This is a genomic window from Pseudomonas sp. GR 6-02 (genome assembly GCF_001655615.1).
In the GTDB taxonomy this organism is placed as follows: domain Bacteria; phylum Pseudomonadota; class Gammaproteobacteria; order Pseudomonadales; family Pseudomonadaceae; genus Aquipseudomonas.
This window is the reverse complement of sequence record NZ_CP011567.1, coordinates 5667490-5688823: the sequence shown is the minus strand read 5'-3', so window position 1 is coordinate 5688823 and position 21334 is coordinate 5667490. Positions and strand designations below refer to the sequence as shown.

Here is a 21334-nt window from a genome sequence, read left to right as displayed (position 1 = left end):
GCACTCGAGCGGGAGCAAGCTCCCTCGCCACAAGGTATGTGCCAGCCCCTTAAAGAGGGTTCAGCACAGCCCTCTGGGAGAATAATAAGAAATGCACGACAACCATTTGAGTCGCCATGCCCAGCAAGTGTTGACCGTGACCCAGGGTAAGTCCCACCTGCACGGTCCCGGCAGCGATCCGTCTATTGCCCGCTCCTGGCTGCGTTGCCTTGAGGACTATCACCTCGACCCGGCCCTGACCATGGCGCCGACGGTGCTGGAGCATGGCCGTCTCCTGGAAAGCCGCGAACGTTTGCAGCAAGTGCTGCAGATCGCCGGCAACGAAATGACCAGCCTCCACCAGCAACTCTCCGGCGCCGGCCACGCAGTGTTGCTGACCGACGCTCGCGGGGTGATCCTCAACTGCGTCACCGCGCCCGCCGAACGGAAGATTTTCGAACGCGCAGGCCTTTGGCTTGGCGCCGACTGGAGCGAAGCCTGCGAAGGTACCAACGGCATCGGCACCTGCCTGGTGGAGCGCCAGTCCCTGACCATTCACCAGGACGAACACTTTCGTGGCCGCCACACCGGCCTGACCTGCTCGGCAAGCCCGGTGTTCGACCCTCATGGTGAACTGTTGGCGGTGCTTGACGTGTCTTCGGCGCGTCATGAGGTTTCGCGGCAGAGCCAGTTTCACACCATGGCCCTGGTCAATCTGTCGGCGAAGATGATCGAGAGCTGTTATTTCCTGCGTTACTTCGACAATCAATGGCTACTGCGTTTTCACTTGCAGGCCGAATCCGTCGGGCTGTTCAGCGAAGGGCTGCTGGCGTTTGATGGGGAAGGGCGGATCTGTGCGGTCAATCAGAGTGCGCTGAATTTGCTGGGGCATATTCGTGGCGGCCTGTTGGGCCAGCCGGTGGAGGCGTTTTTCGACTGCTCGCTGAATGAGTTGCTCGGCCGCGCGAGCGCCAATGCCAGCGCCAGTTGGCCGTTGCGCACCCGCGACGGGCGGCGGCTGTTTGCTGTATTGCGTGGGCAGCCGCGCAGCATTCCTGCACCGGTGGTGCAAAGCCCGGCAGTGGCCGAGCGTCCACGGCTGTCGGGTATTTGCCTGGGCGATGCCGCGTTGCAGGAAGACTTCCGCAAGGCCTTGCGGGTGTTCGAACGGGACGTGCCGTTGCTGATCAACGGCGAAACCGGCTCAGGCAAGGAGGCTTTCGCCAAGGCCGTGCATCAGGCCAGTCAACGGGCGGAAAAATCGTTCGTCGCCCTCAATTGCGCGGCGATCCCCGAAAGCCTGATCGAAAGCGAGTTGTTCGGCTATCGCGGCGGCAGCTTCACCGGTGCCCGCAAGGAGGGCATGCGTGGCAAGTTGCAGCAGGCCGATGGCGGAACTTTATTCCTGGATGAAATCGGTGACATGCCGCTGAGCATGCAGACCCGGCTATTAAGGGTGCTGGAAGACCGTCAGGTGGTGCCGATTGGCGGCGAGCCGGAATCGGTCAATGTGCGGATCATCAGCGCCACTCACCGTAACCTGCTCGAAAGGGTGCAGGACGGCAGTTTCCGCGAGGATTTGTATTACCGGCTCAATGGGCTGGAAGTCGCATTGCCAGCGTTGCGCGAGCGCACGGATAAATCACAGCTGCTCGACTTTCTGTTGGCCGAAGAGGCGGGCGGGGAGACGGTATTGATTGATGCAGCGGCGCGGCAGGCCTTGCTGGATTTTGCCTGGCCGGGGAACGTGCGGCAGTTGCGCAATGTGCTGCGGACCCTGGCGGCGTTGTGTGACGGCGGTCGGATCGGGCTGGAAGATTTGCCGGCGATGATTCGTCAGGTCCGGCCGGTGACGGTGGCGACGATTGAAGCGCCGTCCGAGTATCCGCTGGACGATGCCGAGCGGTTGGCGTTGCTCAACGCACTGGAACAGCAGCGCTGGCACATGACCCACACCGCCGAACAGTTGGGCGTGAGCCGCAATACCCTCTACCGGAAGCTGCGCAAACACGGCATCGCCCGATAGCCGTTTTTGTGGCGAGGGGGCTTGCTCCCTCAGCCACAAAAAAATGCGCTCGATCAGCCAGGCGGTTGTGTCACGTTCAGCTAAAGAGTGCGATTTTCCCCTCCCTACGCTAACCTGCGGCCATGTTTTACGAGGTCGACTATGCACATTCATATTCTTGGTATTTGCGGCACTTTCATGGGTTCGATGGCGGTTCTGGCCAAAGAGCTAGGCCATCATGTGACCGGCTCCGATGCCAACGTCTATCCGCCGATGAGCACTCAGCTGCAAGCCCAGGGCATTGAGTTGACGCAAGGTTACGACCCGGCGCAGCTCGATCCGGCCCCGGACCTGGTGGTGATCGGCAATGCCATGTCCCGCGGCAACCCGGCGGTCGAGTACGTGTTGAACAAAGGCCTGCCGTACGTCTCCGGCCCGCAATGGCTGGCCGATCACGTGCTGCAAGGCCGCTGGGTGCTGGCGGTTGCCGGCACGCATGGCAAAACCACTACCAGCAGCATGCTCGCCTGGGTCCTGGAACACGCCGGCATGAGCCCGGGTTTCCTGATCGGCGGCGTGCCGCAGAATTTCTCGGTGTCGGCGCGTCTGGGCGATACGCCGTTCTTCGTGATTGAAGCCGACGAATACGACAGCGCATTCTTCGACAAGCGCTCCAAGTTCGTTCACTACCGCCCGCGCACGGCGATCCTGAACAATCTGGAGTTCGATCACGCGGACATCTTCCCTGATCTGGCGGCCATCGAGCGACAGTTCCACCATTTGGTGCGGACCATTTCGAGCGAAGGCCTGGTGATCCATCCGACCACCGAGCCGGCCTTGCAGCGCGTGATCGAGATGGGCTGCTGGACTCCGGTGCAAACCACCGGCGCCGGCGGTCAATGGCAGGTCAAACTGCTCAGTGAAGATGGCTCGAAGTTCGAAGTGATGTTCGAAGGCGTGGCTCAAGGCGTGGTCGAGTGGGACATGACCGGTCAGCACAACGTCGCCAACGCCTTGGCCACCTTGGCCGCCGCGCGTCACGTCGGCGTCGTGCCGTCGATGGGCATTGCGGCACTGAGCGCGTTCAAAAGCGTGAAGCGCCGGATGGAAAAAGTTGCGGAAGTCCGTGGCATCACCATTTACGACGACTTCGCCCACCACCCGACTGCCATCGCCACCACCCTCGACGGTTTGCGCAAGCGCATCGGCGATGCGCCGCTGATCGCGATCATCGAGCCGCGCTCCAACTCCATGAAGCTCGGTGCTCACCGCGATGGCTTGCCGGAAAGCGTGGTCGATGCCGATCAGGTGATCTGGTATTCGCCGGCCAACCTCGGTTGGGACCTGGGCGCCACGGCGGCGTTGTGCACCGTGCCGTCGATTGTCAGCGATTCGCTGGAAGGCATCATCGAGCGCGTGAAGAGCCAGGCCCAACCCGGCACTCACGTGGTAATCATGAGCAACGGCGGCTTCGGTGGCCTGCACGGCAAACTGGCCGAGGCGCTGCAATGAACAATGGTCCGGAACGCATCACGCTGGCGATGACCGGCGCTTCGGGCGCCCAGTACGGCTTGCGCCTGCTCGACTGCCTGGTGCGTGAAGACCGCGAGGTGCACTTCCTGATTTCCAAGGCCGCGCAACTGGTGATGGCCACCGAGACCGATGTCTCGCTGCCCTCCAAGCCGCAGATGATGCAAGCCTTCCTCACTGAATACACCGGTGCCGCCGCCGGGCAGATTCGGGTGTACGGCAAGGAAGACTGGATGTCGCCGGTGGCTTCGGGCTCCGGCTCGCCAGCGGCGATGGTGGTGGTGCCGTGTTCCACCGGGACCTTGTCGGCGATCGCGACCGGGGCCTGCAACAACTTGATCGAGCGGGCGGCCGACGTGACGTTGAAGGAGCGCCGCCAGCTGATTCTGGTACCGCGCGAGGCGCCGTATTCGAGCATTCATCTGGAAAATATGCTCAAGCTGTCGAACATGGGTGTGACGATTCTGCCGGCATCGCCAGGCTTCTATCATCAGCCGCAAACCATTGATGACTTGATCGACTTCGTCGTGGCGCGAATTCTCAATCTGCTGAACATTCCGCAAGACATGCTACCGCGTTGGGGCGAGCACCATTTGAGCAGTGATGAATAGGCTGCTGATCATTCTGCTGGCGGTGCAACTGGCGGGCTGCGCCACGGCGCGCACCCTCGATGCCGCCAAACCCGGGGCACCGGTGGTGTATTCGGGGACGCGTCTGGATTTGTATGCAATGAACGGCGGGTGCTGCGCCATGGACAGATTTGGCGCAGAAGCGCCGAGTTATCCCGGTGTTGATCTGCCGGCCAGTGCTTTGCTCGACACACTGCTGTTGCCGTTGTCGTTGTTGACGGTTTTAGGTGTTGGGTTTCAGGCGACCGGCGGATTATAGAAGAGCGCTTCGCGCTCTATTCGCGGGCGCTGCTGGATTACTTGCCTAACTTGCGCAATTCATCCGACTCGACAATCCGTACGCCATCCTGTTCTTCCAGCGCCAGGCGCCACATGGCGCGGGCCAGTTGGCAGGCTTCGATGCCGTGGTATTTGCCCGGAATCAATTTCGACAACGGACCGGCAACCCGTTCGGCCAGTCGCGGCTCGGCGCGATCGCCGAGCAACAGCGAAGGCCGGCAGATGGTCAGCTGCGGCCAATTCTGCGCGCGCAATGCGTGTTCCATCTCACCTTTAACCCGGTTATAGAAAATCGGCGATCTGCGGTCGGCCCCCAAGGCACTGATCACGATCAGGTGCCGTGCGCCCATTTCCCGGGCACGTTTGGCGAAGGCCACGACCATGTCCAGGTCCACCGCGCGAAACGCTTCCTCGGAGCCGGCTTGCTTGATCGTGGTGCCAAGGCAGCAGTAGGCGACGTCGACGCGACCGTTCAATTGCGGCAGAAACACAGTCGGGTCACCGACCGGGTTTTCCAGGTGAGGATGTTCGGCCAGTGGCCGGCGTGAGGGGGCCAATACGCGTGCGATCGTTGGCTCGTTGAGCAGACGGTCAAGCAAATGTTCACCGGTTAACCCGGTAGCTCCGGCAAGCAATACATGCTGAGGCGTCAAGTACATAGTTATTCCCCCTTGATACTGTTCAGCTTAGTTGCTCTTTTCATCCTTGCTGATAGAGACACTTTGCAATGCCTTTCGTGCCTGCTGCTTGCGTAACAATTGCCAATGGGCAAGCACGGCTTTCGGCGCCCAGATCTGTGGTTCGGAGGCTTCGAAGCTGTCGGCCAGCTCACGCTCGGCCACGGTGGCGCTGGCCCGTTTGAAGGCTTGCTCCAGATCGTCGGTCTGGTTCAGCGCCTGGGCGAACAGTGCGTCGCCGAAATAGGTGAAGTTGGCTTCTTCCGAGCACCCGAAGGACACCCGGTCGGCGCGCGAGGCGGTCATGATCAGGGTGTGTTCATCCTTGAGGGCAGGGATGAAGCCGCCGGAATAACAGGACGAAATCACGATAATCTTGTCGCGCTTCTTCAGGGGCGCGAGGACGGCGGCGAGTTCGTCGGCCGGCAGGTCGGCCAGCTCCATGCGTGGCTGGTCGAGTACCAGCTCGTGTTCACTGGAGCCATGGCTGGTCAGGTAAATGAACAGCAAGTCCTCCGGACCACTGCGCTCGGCCAGGGTCTGGGCGGCGCGGCGCAGGTTTTCCCGGGTGGCCATCGGCCGGTCGCCGAGGTGGTCGCGATGGTTGACCAGGCGAATCTGGCCGAAAGCGCCGAAACGGCTGGCGAGCATGTTGGCGACGTAGTCGGATTCGCGCAGGAACACGCTCTGCTTGCCGTCACCGCCCAGGGTCAAGGTGTACAGTTCGACCGCCGGAGTCGAGGCCGGCACGTTGGCCAGTGCTTCGTCGAGCAAGCGGCCCTGGGCCAGCAAGCCGAGTTCCAGGGTGTCGGGCAGCAGCTTGCCGTCGGCGTCGCGCACGCGCTGGCTGTTGATCCAGGTGCCGCTCAGCACTGTGCCATCGGTCAGCACCAACGTGCCTTTGCCCTGATAGTTGTCGCCGTCGAACTGACCGATATAGAAACTGCCATCGGCCAGGTTCAAGCGGCCCTGACCGGTAAAACGCCAGTCGCTGAACTGACCGATGTAATGACTGCCATCGGCGCCGATCAACTCGCCCTTGCCGTTCAGCACGCCTTCCTTGAACTGACCGATCCAGACATCGCCATCGGCGTTTTCGTAGCGGCCCTTGCCATGCAATTGATTGTTCTTGAACCCACCGACGTAGATATCGCCATCGGCGCTGTTGAAAGTACCGTTGCCTTCCAGTTGGCCATCGACGAAGTGCCCGGTGAACTGATTGCCGCTGGCATCGCTGCGCTGGCCTTCGCCGTTGGGTTTGCCGTGGGCGAACTGACCCTGGTACTGGCTGCCGTCTTCGAGTTCCAGACGACCGAGCCCTGAATATTGGTCGGCCTTGAATTCGCCGCGATAGGTCATGGCGTTTTCTTTGAGGGTGCCTTCACCGTCCCGTCGACCGGCCTTGAAACCGCCGGTGTAGCTGCTGCCGGTGGTGGTCAGCGTGCCCTGGCCGTCGAACAGCCCCTGCTGGAACTGCCCGCGATAGACCTCGCCGTTGCTGCCGTGCCATTCGCCCTGGCCATGCCATTGGCCTTTGTCGAAGTGACCGGCATACCAGCTGCCGTTCGGGTAATCGATGCGACCCTCGCCTTGCAGCAGGCCGTTGACCAGATCACCACGATAGCGTCCGCCATCCGGCAGGCGGGCGTCGGGGGGCAACAGCGATTCGCCATCGCCGCAAGCGGTGAGCATCAGGGTCAGGGCAAGGAGTGCAAGTGAGCGCATAGCGGGATCCGGGCAATTAGGCGACGGAGTATGCCGCAGCTATGTGTCGCATTTATAGAGACACGGCACAGACACAGCGCGAAACAGCATGAGCTGCTTCGCAATCAGGCATGTGTCAGACGAAGCAGAGGGACAATGGCTCGGCGATATAGGCCGGTTTGTCCGATCCTTCGATTTCAAGCGTAGCGGTGGCCTTGAGCAGCCATTGGCCGGGTTTCTTCTCGGTGACGTCGTTCATGTCGACCTTGAGTCGAACCCTGGAATTAACCTTCACAGGCTGGATGAAACGCACGCTGTCCAGGCCATAGTTGACCACCATCTTCGCGCCTTCGGGCAGGATGAGGATGTCTTCCATCAGTTTGGGGATCAGCGACAACGACAGGAAACCATGGGCGATGGTGCTGCCAAAAGGCGTTTGCGCGGCTTTGACCGGGTCGACATGGATGAACTGATAATCGCCTGTGGCTTCTGCGAACAGGTTGATGCGTTCCTGGTCGATGGTGAGCCATTGGGAACATCCGAGTTCCTTGCCGACATAATCTTTGAGCTCTGCAACTGGAACATAGGGCATTGAGACTCTCCTTGGGTTCATCGGATTTATAGTTTTTCGAGTGGGGGGCTTGACCTCCCTGCGAACCACTTTAGATCAACATGACAAATTGCTCCGGTCAACTGACCATGCTTTTGGCGAATGCCGACTCATAGCGTGCTTATAATGTCGGGCCCCTTCTTGGTGGGGGAGAGCGCGGGAGAGGATGGATGTTGTTACGTGGCCTGACCTGGCTGGTGCTGTTTCAATTGCTCGGCACAGCCCTCAATCATCTGTTTTTGCCGGTGCTGCCGGGGCCGATCATTGGCCTGCTGTTGCTACTGGGGTATCTGATCAGCCGCGGTCAAGTCGGCGAACCGCTGAACCTTGCGGCCAGCAGCCTGCTGCGTTATTTGCCGTTGCTGCTGGTGCCGCCGGCCGTGGGCGTGATGGTCTACGCCACTGACATTGCCGCGGATTTCTGGGCGATCACCGGTGCGCTGGTGTTGTCGTTGGTGCTGTCGATGGCCTTCGCCGGGGTGCTGATGCAGCGCCTGGTCAAGCGTCACGCCCATTCCGAGGACAGCCAATGATGTTCGATTGGCACGGCGCCTGGGCGTCGGTGATTCATCATCCGCTGTTCGGCATCGGCATTACGCTGGGCGCGTATCAATTGGTGCTGGCGGCGTTCGAGAAAACCCGCTGGATTTTTCTGCAACCGGTGCTGGTCTCCATGCTGTTGGTCATCGGCGTGCTGGTCAGTTGCGGCCTGAGCTACGTTGAGTACCGCAAGAGCACCGAGATCCTCAGTATCTTGCTCGGGCCGGCCACCGTTGCGCTGGCGGTGCCGCTGTACCTCAACCTGCGGCGGATTCGACAGTTGTTCTGGCCGATATTTACTACTCTGGTGATAGGTGGCGTGGTCGCCACGGGCATGGGGGTGCTGCTGGGTTGGTGGTTCGGCGCCGAACACATGATCCTGATGACCATGGCCCCCAAGTCGGTTACCTCGCCGATTGCCATGCTGGTGGCGGAGCAGATTGGTGGCGTCGCGGCGCTGGCGGCGGTGTTCGTGTTGATTACCGGGGTGATCGGAGCGATCTTCGGGCCGAGTCTTTTGACTCGTCTCGGTGTCCACAGCCCGGAGGCCCGCGGTATGGCTCTGGGCATGACCGCCCATGCGGTCGGCACGGCGGTGGCCATGCAGGAAAGTGAGGAGTGCGGCGCCTTCGCGGCGCTGGCGATGAGTCTGATGGGCGTGGCCACGGCGGTGTTCCTGCCGTTGGCGGTGTCGATGGTGGTGTAAGGAAATGTCTATGAGTCTGCCGCTTTTTCCGCTGAACACGGTGCTGTTTCCGGACTGCATCCTCGACTTGCAGATTTTCGAAGCACGCTACCTGGACATGATCGGCCGTTGCATGAAACAGGGCAGCGGCTTCGGCGTGGTGTGCATTCTCGAGGGCGAAGAAGTCGGCATCGCTCCTGAAGGCTACGCGCGGGTGGGGTGCGAGGCGCTGATCACCGATTTCCATCAGCAGGACAACGGCCTGCTGGGCATTCGGGTAAAGGGCGGGCGGCGTTTTCACGTGGTGCGCACCGAGGTGCAGCGCGACCAGTTGATCGTCGCCGAAGTCGAGTGGCTCAAAGATGAACCTGAGCAACCGCTACAGGATGAAGATGCCGACCTGGTCGCGCTGCTCAAGGCCTTGGCGGAACACCCGATGGTCGAAGCACTGAGCATGGGCACCGAAGCGACGGGGCAACAGTCGCTGGCCAATCAGTTGGCGTATCTGTTGCCGTTTTCCGAGGTGGACAAGATCGACTTGCTGCAACTCGATGATCCGCAGCAACGGCTGGATGCGATTCAGGCGTTGCTGGATGAACTGCAAGGTGAGTTGTTTGCCTGATGTCCACTGAAAGATCGCAGCCGCTACAGGTGCGATCTTTCAATCCTCAATATGCATACCGCAACAAAGCTTGCGGCAAATGCCGCAACACAAAGAAGCCGAACAACGCCAGCAACGACGGCAACACCAGCCACCAGACCTTGGGTGGCATGGCGTTGAGCGGCACCTGGCGTTGCGTCAGCCACAGGCTCGCCGCACACACGCATGCCGCCAGCATCGCGCCGGCCAGTACATCGGTAGGCCAGTGCGCCCCCAGGTAAACCCGCGACAGGGCAATCGCCAGCGCCGGCAAACAACCCAGCAACAACCAGGTCAGGCGCATTCGCGGCGGTTGTCCGCGGCCAGCCAGCACCGCGAGCGTCAGAAACAGCGCGAACGAGCCCGAGGCGTGGCCGCTGGGCATGCTGTAGCTGGTCAGTGGATCGCTCAGCACTTCCGGGCGAATGCGGGCGAAAAAGTGCTTGGTTGCCGTGTTGCCCAGCGCGGTGAAAAGCAACGTGCTGCCGGCGAAGATCGCGTGCCGCCATTGTCGCGTCAGCAACAGCAGGGCCGTCAACAGGGCGCTGATCATAAACATGTTGCGGAACTCGCCAATCAGCGTGAACACCACGGCTACTTCATCGAGCATCGGGCTGCGGTGTTCCTGCACCAGGGTCATCAACCCTTGGTCGAGGGCGGTCAGGTGCGGATAGCCGATGAACAGTCCCGCCAGAATTAGAAAACTCATGCCGGTGATCAGCATCGTCGCCTTGCGATGGCGGCGCATGCTGCTGGTAATGCTCAAACCCGCCATGACGGCGATGCTGCCGGCAACGATCCCGGCCTCGGGCCAGAACCCTTCGGGCAATGGCAAGCGAATCGCCGCGCCGGTGGCCCAGCCGGGCAGCAGATAGGCAACGCTCCAGCCTGCGGCGGCCAACAGGCTGACGGCGGCGAAGCGGGGGAAGGGCATGTCGAACATACCTGCGACCATCGGCAGCATTGGCCGCAACGGGCCGATAAAGCGTCCGACTAACAGGCTGGCAATGCCATAACGCTGAAAATACGCTTCGGCCCCGGCGATCCATTCCGGATGATGGCGCAACCCCGGCAGGCGCCGGATGTTCTGGTGGAAATGTCGTCCCAGGAAATACGAAACGATGTCGCCCAGCACGCCGCCGAGGAAACCCAGCAGCAATGTTTCACCCAGCGACAGTGCGCCACTGCCGGCCAGTACTGCCGCGGCAAACAACAACACCGTACCGGGTACGATCAGCCCGGCAATCGCCAGGCACTCCACACACGCCACTACGAACACTGCCATGGCCAGCCACTGCGGATTGACCGTCAGCCAACCGATCACGCTATCGAGCCATGGGCCCATAAAAACAACTCCATCGAATGTTCACTTGGCCCCAAAGGGACGAATCTCCCAAATGCTGAACGACCGCTCCCACTGGGATTCCCGTTTGCCCGGGCACGTTTCAAGTCAGCAAAAAATAATCGCGCCCTTCGACCTGACCCCGACGCATCGGATTGCGAGTGCAGTACGGCGCGTAAGCCGCATCGACGAAACGGTACATTAAATGTTCGTCGCGCCCCTGGGGGATGCCCAGGCGTGTGGTCTGGATGATATGGCCGGGCGCAGGCCCGATGTCTTCCACCAGCAGCACTTCATGGTCAAAACGCTTGGCGTCCCAGACCGGCACCTTCAGCCCCAGCGCCTTGCACAGCAACGTCTGCCCGGCGCACAGCTTTTGCGAGGGGCGAGGGCGGCCCTGGGCGTCGGGATTGTTCAGCAGCATCTGCGCCAGGCTGGCTGGCCCGCTCAGTTCATCGACCCATGGATAGGCGGATTTGATCAGCACCGCATTGCCCGGACCTTGGGCACTGAAGTTCAGGGAATCGCCGCCGCGGGCGTAATACATATAGATGTGGCCGCCATCCAGAAACAAAGCCTTACGCTTTTCTGTGTAGCCCAGGGAGGCGTGGCTACCCTTTTCTTCGCAGTAATAGGCTTCGGTCTCGATAATCCGGGCGCTGAGCCACAGGTCGTCGACCCGGTGGCGGATGATTTTGCCCAGCAGATCCCGGGCCAGCGTTTGGGCGTCGCGGTCGAAAAATGCATCCGGCAGAGCCTTGGGCGGGCGCGTTTCGGACGCACGAACAGTCAGGTTAGTCATGATGAACAGCGTTTATCAGGGCTGATTGAGTCGTGATGATAACAATATGCTAAGGGGGCGCTCTCAATGAGTTTCCCCGCCGCGCCGGGTCTGCTGTTGTGCAGGGCAAGGCGCGAGAAGCGTGGTTTGGTCATTCCAAATAAGCTTCGAGCAACGCAGCCCTGCACAACAGCAGGCCCGGCCCTTCGGGTTGTGCCTTAAAGCGGGCCAGGCTGCGTTGCAGGCCTTGGAAAGGGAACAACCATTCCCAGCGGCCTGCGCCTTGCCTGGCCCGCATTAAGGCGACAACGCGGCGGGGAAACTCATTGAGAGCGCCCCCTGGTCACGGCTGAACGTCGGCAAATTGCCTTCCATTTCGACCATCCGCCCGTCACCGCTGTTAGTCCCGAGACGCGACAGCTATAATCTGCCGCTTTCCTCTTTACCAAGACCACAGCAGACCATGACTGAGTCCGTTCTTGACTACATGACCCGTTTGGGTCGCGCCGCCCGCGAAGCTTCCCGCGTGATCGGCCGTGCCAGCACCGCGCAGAAAAACCGCGCCTTGCAGGCGGCCGCCAATGCGCTGGATGCTGCGCGCGCCGAGCTGACCGCAGCCAATGAACTGGATTTGGCCGCTGGCCGCACCAATGGTCTTGAGCCGGCCCTGCTGGAACGCCTGGCGCTGACCCCGGCGCGCATCGACGGCATGATCGTCGGTTTGCGTCAGGTCGCGGCCTTGCCGGACCCGGTCGGCGCGATCCGCGACATGAGTTACCGGCCGTCGGGCATTCAGGTCGGCAAGATGCGCGTGCCGTTGGGCGTGATCGGGATCATCTACGAATCCCGGCCTAACGTGACCATCGATGCTGCCAGCCTGTGCCTGAAGTCCGGCAACGCGACCATCCTGCGTGGCGGCTCCGAAGCGATTCACTCCAACCGCGCCATTGCCGCCTGCATCCAGCGCGGCCTGGCCGAGGCCGATCTGCCGGCCGCGGTGGTGCAAGTGGTCGAAACCACCGACCGTGCCGCCGTCGGCGCGCTGATCACCATGCCCGAATACGTCGACGTCATCGTGCCTCGCGGCGGCCGTGGCCTGATCGAACGGGTCAGCCGCGATGCCCGCGTGCCCGTCATCAAGCACCTGGACGGCATCTGTCACGTCTACGTCAGTGCCCACGCCGATCTGCCGAAAGCCCAGCGCATCGCATTCAACGCCAAGACTTACCGTTACGGCATCTGCGGCGCGATGGAAACCCTGTTGGTCGATCAGGCAGTTGCCAAAGAGTTTCTGCCGGCGATGGCTGCCCAATTCCGCGAAAAAGGCGTCGAGCTGCGCGGTTGTGAGCGCACCCGGGCGATCATCGAGGCCGTCGCGGCCACTGAAGAAGACTGGACTACCGAATACCTGGCGCCGATCCTCTCGATCCGCGTGGTCGACGGGCTGGACCAGGCTATCGAGCACATCAACCAGTACGGCTCCCATCACACCGACTCGATCGTCAGCGAAAACCTGGCTGACACCCGGCGTTTCGTGGCTGAAGTCGATTCGTCCTCGGTGATGATCAACACCCCGACCTGCTTCGCCGATGGCTTCGAATACGGATTGGGTGCCGAGATTGGCATTTCTACTGATAAGCTGCACGCCCGCGGCCCGGTGGGCCTCGAAGGTCTGACCTGCGAGAAGTACATCGTGGTCGGTGACGGTCAGCTGCGCGGCCAGGAGTCGCTCTGACTTGGGCGACCTCGACCCGTCAGCCCCAGTGACCGCCAGCGAGCCTCGGCCTCGACGCATTGGCGTACTGGGCGGGACCTTCGACCCGGTGCACATCGGCCATTTGCGCGGTGCGCTGGAAGTCGCCGAATCGCTGGCCCTCGATGAGTTGCGTCTGACGCCCAGTGCCAGGCCGCCCCATCGGGACAAGCCGCAGGTATCGGCGAAGGACCGTCTGGCGATGGTCAAGTGCGCGGTGGCCGGTGTGGCACCGTTGGTGGTGGATGCCCGCGAATTGCAGCGGGACAAGCCGTCCTACACCATCGACACCCTGGAACTGATGCGCGCCGAACTTGCCGCTTCAGACCAGGTTTTTCTACTTTTGGGCTGGGACGCTTTTTGCGGCCTGCCCACTTGGCACCGCTGGGAAGAGTTGCTCCAGCATTGCCACATCCTGGTGCTGCAACGCCCGGATGCCGACAGCGAACCGCCGGATGCCTTGCGCAACCTGCTGGCAGCACGTTCGGTGAGCGACCCGCTGGCCCTCAAAGGGCCGAGCGGACAGATTGCATTCGTCTGGCAGACACCGCTCGCGGTATCCGCCACCCAGATCCGTCAACTGCTGGCCAGCGGTAAGTCGGTACGTTTCCTGGTGCCCGACGCGGTCCTGGCCTACATCGATGCGCACGGACTTTACCGTGCGTCGAACTGAAAAAGGGCGCGCTTCAAGGCACGTGAATGCGTGTATCGAAGCGCCCGAACATACGAGCAAAACGAGTTTTATATGACTGACAAAGACGTAAACAAAGTAAAGCGCAAGGGCACATTCAAGAGCGCACCGCTGCCAGTAGAAGCACCAACTGGCGCGCCACTGGCCGGCGAAGAGCTGGTCAAGGTTGCCGTAGCAGCCCTGGAAGACGTCAAGGCCCAGGACATCCAGGTGATCGACGTTCGTGAAAAGCAGAGCATCACTGACTACATGATCATCGCCACCGGTACGTCCAACCGCCAGATCGGCGCGATGCTGGACAAGGTCCGCGAAGCCGTCAAAGCCCAAGGCGTCAAGCCGCTGGGTGAAGAAGGCAAGGGCGACAGCGACTGGGTTCTGCTGGATATGGACGACGTCATCGTGCACATGATGACTGCCTCGGCGCGCCAGTTCTATGACCTGGAACGCCTGTGGGCCGGCGCCGAGCAAAGCCGTTCTGCCAGCGCTGCACACCACAGCCCTGAGAACACCCATGAGCATTTCACCAAGCTCAACAAAGACCAGCAATAAGGGAACGCTGTGCGACTGCGACTGATCGCCGTCGGTTCACGCATGCCCAAGTGGGTGGAAGAAGGCTGGCATGAATATGCCAAGCGTCTTCCTTCCGAGCTGGCGCTGGAACTGGTGGAAATTCCGCTCAACACCCGCGGCAAGAACGCCGACGTGGCACGCTTTATCCGTCAGGAAGGCGAAGCCATGCTGGCCAAGGTCGGGCCGAACGAGCGCGTTGTCACCCTCGAAGTCCACGGCAAGCCCTGGAGCACCGAGCAACTGGCGGTCGAACTCGATCGCTGGCGGCTGGACTCGCGCACGGTGAATTTCATGGTCGGCGGCCCCGAGGGGCTGGCGCCGGAAGTCTGTGCCCGGGCGGATCAACGCTGGTCGTTGTCGCCGTTGACGTTGCCGCACCCGTTGGTGCGGATTCTGATCGGTGAACAGCTGTATCGTGCCTGGACAGTGCTGTCCGGCCACCCTTACCACAAGTAGTTCTGCCCTCATGTCCCAGCCGATCCGCATCAAGGACCACGAAAAAGACGCCCGTCTGGTGCGTAGTCGCGTCGTGTTCGGGGCTATTGCGGTGGTGACGCTGATCGGCGTGCTGATCGCGCGGCTGTATTTCCTTCAGGTGATCCAGTACGAGTACCACTCGACCCTGTCGGAAAACAACCGCGTCCATGTGCAGCCGATTCCGCCGACTCGCGGGCTGATCTACGACCGCAATGGCGTGGTGGTGGCCGACAACCGGCCCAGCTTCAGCCTGAGCATGACCCGCGAACGCTCCGGCGACTGGCAGCAAGTGCTCGACGTGATCGTCGAAGTGCTGGAGCTGACGCCCGAGGACCGGGTGATCTTCGAGAAGCGTATGCGTCAGGGGCGTCGGCCGTTCGAGCCGGTGCCGATCCTGTTCGAGTTGACCGAAGAGCAGATCGCCCGCATCGCGGTGAACCAGTTCCGTCTACCCGGTGTGGAAGTGGTCGCGCAGCTGGTTCGTCACTATCCGCAGGGCGCGCACTTTGCGCACTCGGTGGGATATATGGGGCGGATCAACGAGAAAGAGCTCAAGTCTCTGGACCCGGTGAGTTACAGCGGCACCCATCAAATTGGCAAAACCGGCATCGAGCGCTTCTACGAGCCCGAATTGCACGGTCAGGTCGGTTACGAAGAAGTCGAGACCAACGCCCGTGGCCGCGTGCTGCGGGTACTCAAACGTACCGAACCGATTTCCGGCAAGGACATCGTTCTGAGCCTGGACATCAAATTGCAGGAAGCTGCCGAAGCCGCGCTTGGCGGTCGCCGTGGTGCGGTGGTAGCGCTGGACCCGAAAACCGGTGAGGTGCTGGCGATGGTCAGCCAGCCGAGTTTCGATCCGAACCTGTTCGTCACCGGCATCAGTTTCAAGGCCTACTCCGAGCTGCGTGACTCCATCGACCGGCCACTGTTCAACCGCGTGCTGCGCGGTCTATACCCGCCCGGTTCGACCATCAAGCCAGCGGTGGCGATTGCCGGCCTGGATGCGGGCGTGGTCACGGCGTCGACCCGGGTGTTCGACCCGGGTTACTACATGCTGCCCAACTACGATCACAAGTACCGCAACTGGAACCGTACCGGTGACGGCTTCGTCGATCTCGACACGGCGATCATGCGTTCCAACGACACTTACTTCTATGACCTGGCGCACAAGCTGGGGATTGATCGGTTGTCGTCCTACCTGAGCAAATTCGGCATTGGCCAGAAGGTCTCCCTGGATATGTTCGAAGAGTCGCCGGGGCTGATGCCGACACGGGAATGGAAGCGCGTGACCCGTCGTCAGGCCTGGTTCCCGGGCGAGACGCTGATTCTGGGGATCGGTCAGGGCTACATGCAGTCCACTCCGTTGCAACTGGCGCAGGCCACGGCACTGGTGGCCAACAAGGGTGTCTGGAATCGTCCGCACCTGGCCAAGACCATCGAGGGCGAGAAGCCGAAGGATGAACATCCGATGCCGGACATTATCCTGCGCGACCCGTCGGACTGGACCAAGGTCAATCACGGCATGCAGCAGGTAATGCACGGTGCCCGGGGTACGGCGCGCAAGGCATCGATCGGCGCGCAATACCGGATCGCCGGCAAAAGTGGTACGGCCCAGGTGGTTGCGATCAAGCAGGGCGAGAAGTACGACCGCTCCAAGGTGCAGGAGCGCCACCGCGACCACGCCTTGTTCGTCGGCTTCGCGCCGGCCGACAACCCGCAAATCGTGGTGTCGGTGATGGTCGAGAACGGCGAGTCCGGCTCCGGCGTCGCCGCGCCGGTGGTGCGTCAAGTGATGGACGCCTGGCTCCTCGACCAGGACGGACGACTGAAAGCCGAATACGCCAGCCCTATCAGTGCGGAGGCTACGGCCCGTGAAGAATAATTTCGATCGCATGCTCTCCAGCGAGGATGTGATGCGTCGCCGTGCGACGCTGTTGCAACGCCTGCACATCGACGGCCCGCTGCTGATCCTGCTGCTGACCCTCGCCGCCGGCAGCCTGTTCGTGCTGTATTCGGCCAGCGGCAAGAGCTGGGATCTGCTGGCCAAGCAAGCCACTTCCTTCGGCATCGGCCTGATATCGATGATCGTCATCGCCCAGTTCGAACCGCGCTTCATGGCCCGCTGGGTGCCGCTCGGCTATGTGGTCGGCGTGATCTTGCTGGTGGTGGTGGACGTCATGGGCCATAACGCCATGGGGGCCACCCGCTGGATCAATATCCCCGGGGTGATCCGCTTCCAGCCCTCGGAATTCATGAAGATCCTGATGCCGGCGACCATCGCCTGGTATTTGGCCAAGCGCTCCTTGCCACCCCAGCTCAAGCACGTGGGGATCAGTCTGGTGCTGATCGGTGTCCCGTTCATTCTGATCGTGCGTCAACCCGACCTCGGCACTTCGTTGCTGATCCTCGCCGGTGGCGCATTCGTGCTGTTCATGGGTGGCCTGCGCTGGCGCTGGATCCTCAGCGTGATCGCCGCCGCCGTGCCGGTGGCCGTGGCGATGTGGTTCTTCATCATGCACGACTATCAAAAGCAGCGAATCCTGACCTTCCTCGACCCCGAGAGCGATCCGCTGGGCACGGGCTGGAACATCATTCAGTCGAAAGCGGCCATCGGTTCCGGTGGCGTGTTTGGCAAGGGCTGGTTACTCGGTACCCAGTCGCACCTGGACTTCCTGCCAGAAAGCCACACCGACTTCATTATTGCGGTCCTGGGCGAAGAGTTCGGCCTGGTCGGTATCTGCGCGCTGTTGCTGATTTACCTGCTGTTGATCGGTCGCGGGCTGGTGATTACCGCCCAGGCCCAGACATTGTTTGGCAAATTGCTCGCGGGCAGCCTGACCATGACGTTTTTTGTTTATGTTTTCGTCAACATCGGTATGGTCAGTGGCCTGTTGCCGGTGGTGGGGGTGCCGTTGCCGTTCATTAGCTACGGAGGAACTTCGCTGGTGACGCTACTGTCAGCGTTTGGGGTTTTGATGTCGATCCATACCCATCGCAAGTGGATCGCGCAGGTTTGAATAAGGTGAAGATTTCAATGCAAGTAATGCGTGGCTGGGCGACTCGATACGCACCGTGGGTCGGCCTGGTGAGCATCCTTGGTTCCGTGCAGGAAGCATTGGCCGGCGATTACGAAGGCTCACCCCAGGTGGCCGAGTTCGTTGGTGACATGACCCGTGACTACGGCTTTGCCGGTGAACAGCTGATGGGCGTGTTCCGCGAAGCCGAGCGCAAACAGTCGATTCTGGACGCGATCTCCAAACCCGCCGAACGCGTCAAGCAGTGGAAAGAATATCGCCCGATGTTCATCACCGACGCGCGCATCGCCCGTGGCGTGGACTTCTGGCGTCAGCACGAGGCGGTGCTGGCTCGCGCCGAGCAGGAATACGGTGTGCCGGCGCAGGTGATCGTCTCGATCATCGGCGTCGAAACCTTTTTTGGTCGCAATACTGGCAATTATCGGGTGATCGACGCCTTGTCGACCCTGGGTTTCGACTATCCTCCCCGTGCTGATTTCTTTCGCAAGGAGTTGCGTGAATTCCTGCTGCTGGCCCGTGAAGAGCAGGTCGACCCGTTGACCCTCAAAGGCTCCTATGCCGGAGCCATGGGCTTGCCGCAATTCATGCCGAGCAGCTTTCGCGCCTATGCGGTGGATTTCGACGGTGACGGCCACATTAATATCTGGAACAACCCCGATGATGCCATCGGCAGCGTCGCCAGTTATTTCAAGCAACACGGCTGGGTCGCCGGCGAACCTGTGGTCAGCCGTGCCGATGTGCGCGGCGATCAGGTGGACGAGGGGCTGACCGACGGCATCGAACCGACGAAAACCGTCGGGGAGTTGCGGGCGCTGGGCTGGTCGAGTCATGATGCGCTGCGCGATGATATGCCGGTCACGGCTTTCCGCCTGGAAGGTGACAATGGCCCTGAATACTGGATGGGCCTGACGAATTTTTACGCGATCACGCGTTATAACCGCAGCGTGATGTACGCCATGGCCGTACATCAACTGTCTGAACAGCTGGTCCAAGCACGGGGCGTCAAGTAATGCGGGCATTGCCTATGAATAAACCCCTGAAGCTCATGGCATTCGCCGCGTTGGCGGTGCTGGTCGCCAGTTGTTCGACCAGCCGCTCACCGACTCAGAAGTCTTCCACCGCCGTTCGTTCGGCCCCCGGCCTGGACATCAACCGGGCGCACAAGGATGGCGCACCCTGGTGGGACGTCGACGTATCGCGCATCCCGGATGCCACGCCGACCCTGCACAGCGGTCCTTATAAAGCCAACCCGTACACCGTGCTGGGCAAGACCTACTTCCCGCTGCAGGAATCCAAGACCTACGTCGCGTCGGGCACGGCGTCCTGGTATGGCACCAAGTTCCACGGCCAGAACACCGCCAACGGCGAGGTGTATGACCTGTATGGCATGAGCGCCGCCCACAAGACCTTGCCACTGCCAAGTTACGTTCGGGTGACCAACCTGGACAACAACAAGACGGTGATTCTGCGGGTCAATGACCGTGGGCCGTTCTATTCAGACCGGATCATCGACTTGTCCTACGCGGCCGCCAAGAAGCTTGGCTACGCTGAAATCGGCACGGCGCGGGTCAAGGTCGAAGGCATCGACCCGCAGGAATGGTGGGCGCAGAGAGGTCGTCCGGCGCCGTTGATGCTCAACGAGCCGCAAGTGGCGCAAAATGCCGCGCCGACCATGACCGCTTCCACTGGCACCGTCGAGCAATGGACGCCACCGCCGCAGCAACACGCCGCAGCCGTTGTGCCCGTGCAGATCGATGCAAAAAAAAACGCTTCTGTACCAGCCTCTGGCCAGTATCTGCAGGTGGGCGCGTTCGCCAACCCGGACGCTGCAGAGCTCCTGAGATCGAAGCTCAGCGGGATGGTGAGCGCTCCGGTGTTCATCAGCTCGATCGTGCGTAACCAGCAGACACTGCATCGGGTGCGCATGGGGCCGATCGGCTCTGCGGGTGAAATCCAGCAGGTGCAGAACAGCGTGCGGCTGGCCAATCTCGGTTCACCGAGCCTGGTCAGCGCCGAGTAACACGTAGTACTTGATTGACGGTTCGCTTGCAGTTTTGGGGGGCGAACCGGGTTGTTGGCTCGTTGAAGAACAAAAGCCCGGCAAGGGTTACAGAGTGAGCAACTGAACACGTGACAGCTTTTTGAAAAGTTGTCTGATTAGTTTTGCCCTAGGGCAGTTTCCATTAGCGATTTCGAGAGACGGATGAACATCACCACCTTTGCCAAACGCCTGTGCCTGCTAGTCCCGCTGCTTCTCTCACCCGCGGCTTTCGCGGTCGAGATGATGCCGTCGCCACCGCAATTGGCCGCCAAAGCCTACGTACTCATGGACGCCAGCAGCGGCAACGTGCTGGTAGAGAACAACGGTGACCAGCGTCTGCCGCCGGCCAGCCTGACCAAGCTGATGACCGCGTACATCGCGACCCTGGAAATCCGTCGTGGCCAGATCGGCGAAAACGATCCGGTGACCGTCAGCGAGAACGCCTGGCGTACCGGTGGTTCGCGGATGTTCATCAAGGTCGGCTCGCAAGTTACCGTCAGCGACCTGCTGCACGGCATCATCATTCAATCGGGCAACGACGCCAGTGTTGCGCTCTCCGAGCACATCGCCGGCAGCGAAGACGCATTCGCCGACCTGATGAACAAAACCGTTGCTGATCTGGGCATGACCAACACCCACTTCATGAACCCGACCGGTCTGCCGAACCCGGAGCACTACTCGTCGGCTCACGACATGGCCGTGCTGGCTCGCGCGATCATCCACGAAGACCCGGCTCACTACGCGATCTACTCGCAGAAAGAGTTCTTCTGGAACGGTATCAAGCAGCCTAACCGCAACCTGCTGCTGTGGCGCGACAAGACTGTCGACGGTCTGAAAACCGGTCACACTGACGAAGCCGGCTACTGCATGGTGTCTTCGGCCGTACGTGACGGCATGCGCCTGATCGCCGTGGTGTTCGGCACCAACAGCGAAGTGGCTCGTGCTGCCGAAACCCAGAAGCTGCTGACTTACGGTTTCCGCTTCTTCGAAACCCAGACCTTCTATCAGAAAGGCGCCGAGCTGGCTCAGGCACCTGTCTGGAAAGGCACCACCAATCAAGTCAAGGCCGGCCTGGCTGAAGACCTGACCATGACCTTGCCAAAAGGCCAGCTGAAGAAGCTTGCTGCCAGCATGACCATGAACCCGCAACTGGTTGCACCCATCGCCAAGGGCGACGTGATCGGTAAAGTCGAAGTGAAACTGGACGACAAAGTGGTGCACAGCGCCGACCTGATCGCTCTGGACGCAGTCGACGAGGGTGGTATCTTCCGCCGCATGTGGGATAGCATCCGTCTATTCTTCTACGGCTTGTTCAACTGATAGTGTGCACCTGCATGGCCCCACGCTGATCCGGCGTGGGGCC

At 61.2% G+C, this 21334-nt stretch carries 21 protein-coding genes; 16 read left to right on the top strand and 5 right to left on the bottom strand.

Features of this window, described 5'->3' with window-relative positions; translation table 11 throughout:
- Positions 1-91 precede the first annotated feature (91 nt).
- The 4 genes from PGR6_RS25205 (at position 92) to PGR6_RS25190 (ending at position 4402) form a co-directional block, all read left to right on the top strand.
- Positions 92-2005 carry a sigma-54-dependent Fis family transcriptional regulator gene (locus PGR6_RS25205; RefSeq protein ID WP_018925738.1) on the top strand — a complete coding sequence of 638 codons (1914 nt, stop codon included), beginning with the start codon at positions 92-94 and terminating at the stop codon, positions 2003-2005.
- Between the two features lie 141 nt (positions 2006-2146).
- Positions 2147-3496: a UDP-N-acetylmuramate:L-alanyl-gamma-D-glutamyl-meso-diaminopimelate ligase gene (mpl, locus tag PGR6_RS25200; protein ID WP_064620623.1), complete on the top strand. Its 1350-nt coding sequence runs from the start codon at positions 2147-2149 to the stop codon at positions 3494-3496.
- Positions 3493-4125, top strand: a complete 633-nt coding sequence (gene ubiX, locus PGR6_RS25195) for a flavin prenyltransferase UbiX (protein ID WP_030129554.1) — start codon at positions 3493-3495, stop codon at positions 4123-4125. The genes mpl and ubiX overlap by 4 nt, the downstream gene beginning before the upstream one ends.
- Complete coding sequence (locus tag PGR6_RS25190; protein ID WP_018925741.1) at positions 4118-4402, top strand: YceK/YidQ family lipoprotein; 285 nt, start codon at positions 4118-4120, stop codon at positions 4400-4402. The genes ubiX and PGR6_RS25190 overlap by 8 nt, the downstream gene beginning before the upstream one ends.
- Before the next feature lie 37 nt (positions 4403-4439).
- Here PGR6_RS25190 and PGR6_RS25185 read toward each other — a convergent pair whose 3' ends face one another.
- The 3 genes from PGR6_RS25185 to PGR6_RS25175 form a co-directional block, all read right to left on the bottom strand.
- Positions 4440-5081 carry an oxidoreductase gene (locus PGR6_RS25185; protein ID WP_019650883.1) on the bottom strand — a complete coding sequence of 214 codons (642 nt, stop codon included), beginning with the start codon at positions 5079-5081 and terminating at the stop codon, positions 4440-4442.
- Positions 5082-5108: 27 nt separating this feature from the next.
- Positions 5109-6824, bottom strand: a complete 1716-nt coding sequence (locus PGR6_RS25180; protein ID WP_018925743.1) for a C13 family peptidase — start codon at positions 6822-6824, stop codon at positions 5109-5111.
- 115 nt (positions 6825-6939) lie between these two features.
- A complete protein-coding gene (locus PGR6_RS25175; RefSeq protein WP_018925744.1) occupies positions 6940-7395 on the bottom strand; it encodes a MaoC family dehydratase in 456 nt (151 codons plus the stop codon).
- A 188-nt stretch (positions 7396-7583) separates the two neighbouring features.
- On the opposite strand from PGR6_RS25175, the gene PGR6_RS25170 reads away from it, so the two are divergent.
- Genes PGR6_RS25170 through PGR6_RS25160 form a run of 3 tightly spaced genes read left to right on the top strand, consistent with a single transcriptional unit; the run spans position 7584 to position 9260 of the window.
- On the top strand, positions 7584-7946 hold the full coding sequence (locus PGR6_RS25170; protein WP_064620620.1) for a CidA/LrgA family protein: 363 nt from the start codon (positions 7584-7586) through the stop codon (positions 7944-7946).
- Positions 7943-8659 (top strand): LrgB family protein, encoded by a 717-nt coding sequence (locus PGR6_RS25165; protein WP_018925746.1) that lies wholly within the window; start codon positions 7943-7945, stop codon positions 8657-8659. Before PGR6_RS25170 ends, PGR6_RS25165 begins: the two co-directional genes overlap by 4 nt.
- 10 nt (positions 8660-8669) lie before the next feature.
- The gene (locus PGR6_RS25160; protein ID WP_018925747.1) at positions 8670-9260 is read left to right on the top strand and encodes an LON peptidase substrate-binding domain-containing protein; all 591 of its coding nucleotides are present in this window, start codon (positions 8670-8672) and stop codon (positions 9258-9260) included.
- Positions 9261-9306: 46 nt separating this feature from the next.
- On the opposite strand, the gene PGR6_RS25155 is transcribed toward PGR6_RS25160, so the two are convergent.
- Together PGR6_RS25155 and PGR6_RS25150 are read right to left on the bottom strand one after the other, a co-directional pair.
- Complete coding sequence (locus PGR6_RS25155; protein WP_064620617.1) at positions 9307-10623, bottom strand: bifunctional DedA family/phosphatase PAP2 family protein; 1317 nt, start codon at positions 10621-10623, stop codon at positions 9307-9309.
- Positions 10624-10723: 100 nt separating this feature from the next.
- Positions 10724-11422, bottom strand: coding sequence for a DNA-3-methyladenine glycosylase (locus tag PGR6_RS25150; protein ID WP_064620614.1), 699 nt, complete (start codon positions 11420-11422; stop codon positions 10724-10726).
- 442 nt (positions 11423-11864) lie between these two features.
- On the opposite strand from PGR6_RS25150, the gene PGR6_RS25145 reads away from it, so the two are divergent.
- From PGR6_RS25145 to PGR6_RS25105, 9 genes are all read left to right on the top strand, one after another.
- Positions 11865-13136, top strand: coding sequence for a glutamate-5-semialdehyde dehydrogenase (locus PGR6_RS25145; protein WP_064620611.1), 1272 nt, complete (start codon positions 11865-11867; stop codon positions 13134-13136).
- A gap of 1 nt (position 13137) precedes the next feature.
- On the top strand, positions 13138-13827 hold the full coding sequence (gene nadD, locus PGR6_RS25140; protein ID WP_018925751.1) for a nicotinate-nucleotide adenylyltransferase: 690 nt from the start codon (positions 13138-13140) through the stop codon (positions 13825-13827).
- 72 nt (positions 13828-13899) lie between these two features.
- A complete protein-coding gene (gene rsfS / locus PGR6_RS25135) occupies positions 13900-14394 on the top strand; it encodes a ribosome silencing factor (RefSeq protein WP_019581345.1) in 495 nt (164 codons plus the stop codon).
- Positions 14395-14403: 9 nt separating this feature from the next.
- Positions 14404-14871 carry a 23S rRNA (pseudouridine(1915)-N(3))-methyltransferase RlmH gene (gene rlmH, locus PGR6_RS25130; RefSeq protein WP_007937439.1) on the top strand — a complete coding sequence of 156 codons (468 nt, stop codon included), beginning with the start codon at positions 14404-14406 and terminating at the stop codon, positions 14869-14871.
- Positions 14872-14881: 10 nt separating this feature from the next.
- The gene (mrdA, locus tag PGR6_RS25125; protein ID WP_064620610.1) at positions 14882-16777 is read left to right on the top strand and encodes a penicillin-binding protein 2; all 1896 of its coding nucleotides are present in this window, start codon (positions 14882-14884) and stop codon (positions 16775-16777) included.
- Between the two features lie 31 nt (positions 16778-16808).
- The gene (gene rodA, locus PGR6_RS25120) at positions 16809-17912 is read left to right on the top strand and encodes a rod shape-determining protein RodA (protein ID WP_019650887.1); all 1104 of its coding nucleotides are present in this window, start codon (positions 16809-16811) and stop codon (positions 17910-17912) included.
- Positions 17913-17929: 17 nt separating this feature from the next.
- On the top strand, positions 17930-18940 hold the full coding sequence (gene mltB, locus PGR6_RS25115) for a lytic murein transglycosylase B (protein WP_064620607.1): 1011 nt from the start codon (positions 17930-17932) through the stop codon (positions 18938-18940).
- Positions 18940-19950, top strand: a complete 1011-nt coding sequence (locus tag PGR6_RS25110; RefSeq protein ID WP_064620605.1) for a septal ring lytic transglycosylase RlpA family protein — start codon at positions 18940-18942, stop codon at positions 19948-19950. The genes mltB and PGR6_RS25110 overlap by 1 nt, the downstream gene beginning before the upstream one ends.
- Before the next feature lie 183 nt (positions 19951-20133).
- On the top strand, positions 20134-21291 hold the full coding sequence (locus PGR6_RS25105) for a D-alanyl-D-alanine carboxypeptidase family protein (RefSeq protein ID WP_018925757.1): 1158 nt from the start codon (positions 20134-20136) through the stop codon (positions 21289-21291).
- Positions 21292-21334: the final 43 nt, after the last annotated feature.

What these genes read in the sequence shown, in the direction of transcription:
- PGR6_RS25165 (WP_018925746.1), top strand. Translation starts at nt 7,943, where the DNA reads ATGATGTTCGATTGGCACGGCGCCTGGGCGTCGGTGATTCATCATCCG.
- PGR6_RS25155 (WP_064620617.1), bottom strand. Translation starts at nt 10,623, where the DNA reads ATGGGCCCATGGCTCGATAGCGTGATCGGTTGGCTGACGGTCAATCCG.
- mrdA (WP_064620610.1), top strand. Translation starts at nt 14,882, where the DNA reads ATGTCCCAGCCGATCCGCATCAAGGACCACGAAAAAGACGCCCGTCTG.
- PGR6_RS25175 (WP_018925744.1), bottom strand. Translation starts at nt 7,395, where the DNA reads ATGCCCTATGTTCCAGTTGCAGAGCTCAAAGATTATGTCGGCAAGGAA.
- mpl (WP_064620623.1), top strand. Translation starts at nt 2,147, where the DNA reads ATGCACATTCATATTCTTGGTATTTGCGGCACTTTCATGGGTTCGATG.
- rsfS (WP_019581345.1), top strand. Translation starts at nt 13,900, where the DNA reads ATGACTGACAAAGACGTAAACAAAGTAAAGCGCAAGGGCACATTCAAG.
- PGR6_RS25110 (WP_064620605.1), top strand. Translation starts at nt 18,940, where the DNA reads ATGCGGGCATTGCCTATGAATAAACCCCTGAAGCTCATGGCATTCGCC.
- ubiX (WP_030129554.1), top strand. Translation starts at nt 3,493, where the DNA reads ATGAACAATGGTCCGGAACGCATCACGCTGGCGATGACCGGCGCTTCG.
- PGR6_RS25190 (WP_018925741.1), top strand. Translation starts at nt 4,118, where the DNA reads ATGAATAGGCTGCTGATCATTCTGCTGGCGGTGCAACTGGCGGGCTGC.
- PGR6_RS25150 (WP_064620614.1), bottom strand. Translation starts at nt 11,422, where the DNA reads ATGACTAACCTGACTGTTCGTGCGTCCGAAACGCGCCCGCCCAAGGCT.
- rodA (WP_019650887.1), top strand. Translation starts at nt 16,809, where the DNA reads ATGCGTCGCCGTGCGACGCTGTTGCAACGCCTGCACATCGACGGCCCG.
- PGR6_RS25170 (WP_064620620.1), top strand. Translation starts at nt 7,584, where the DNA reads ATGTTGTTACGTGGCCTGACCTGGCTGGTGCTGTTTCAATTGCTCGGC.
- PGR6_RS25185 (WP_019650883.1), bottom strand. Translation starts at nt 5,081, where the DNA reads ATGTACTTGACGCCTCAGCATGTATTGCTTGCCGGAGCTACCGGGTTA.
- PGR6_RS25105 (WP_018925757.1), top strand. Translation starts at nt 20,134, where the DNA reads ATGAACATCACCACCTTTGCCAAACGCCTGTGCCTGCTAGTCCCGCTG.
- PGR6_RS25160 (WP_018925747.1), top strand. Translation starts at nt 8,670, where the DNA reads ATGAGTCTGCCGCTTTTTCCGCTGAACACGGTGCTGTTTCCGGACTGC.
- PGR6_RS25205 (WP_018925738.1), top strand. Translation starts at nt 92, where the DNA reads ATGCACGACAACCATTTGAGTCGCCATGCCCAGCAAGTGTTGACCGTG.
- PGR6_RS25180 (WP_018925743.1), bottom strand. Translation starts at nt 6,824, where the DNA reads ATGCGCTCACTTGCACTCCTTGCCCTGACCCTGATGCTCACCGCTTGC.
- mltB (WP_064620607.1), top strand. Translation starts at nt 17,930, where the DNA reads ATGCAAGTAATGCGTGGCTGGGCGACTCGATACGCACCGTGGGTCGGC.
- PGR6_RS25145 (WP_064620611.1), top strand. Translation starts at nt 11,865, where the DNA reads ATGACTGAGTCCGTTCTTGACTACATGACCCGTTTGGGTCGCGCCGCC.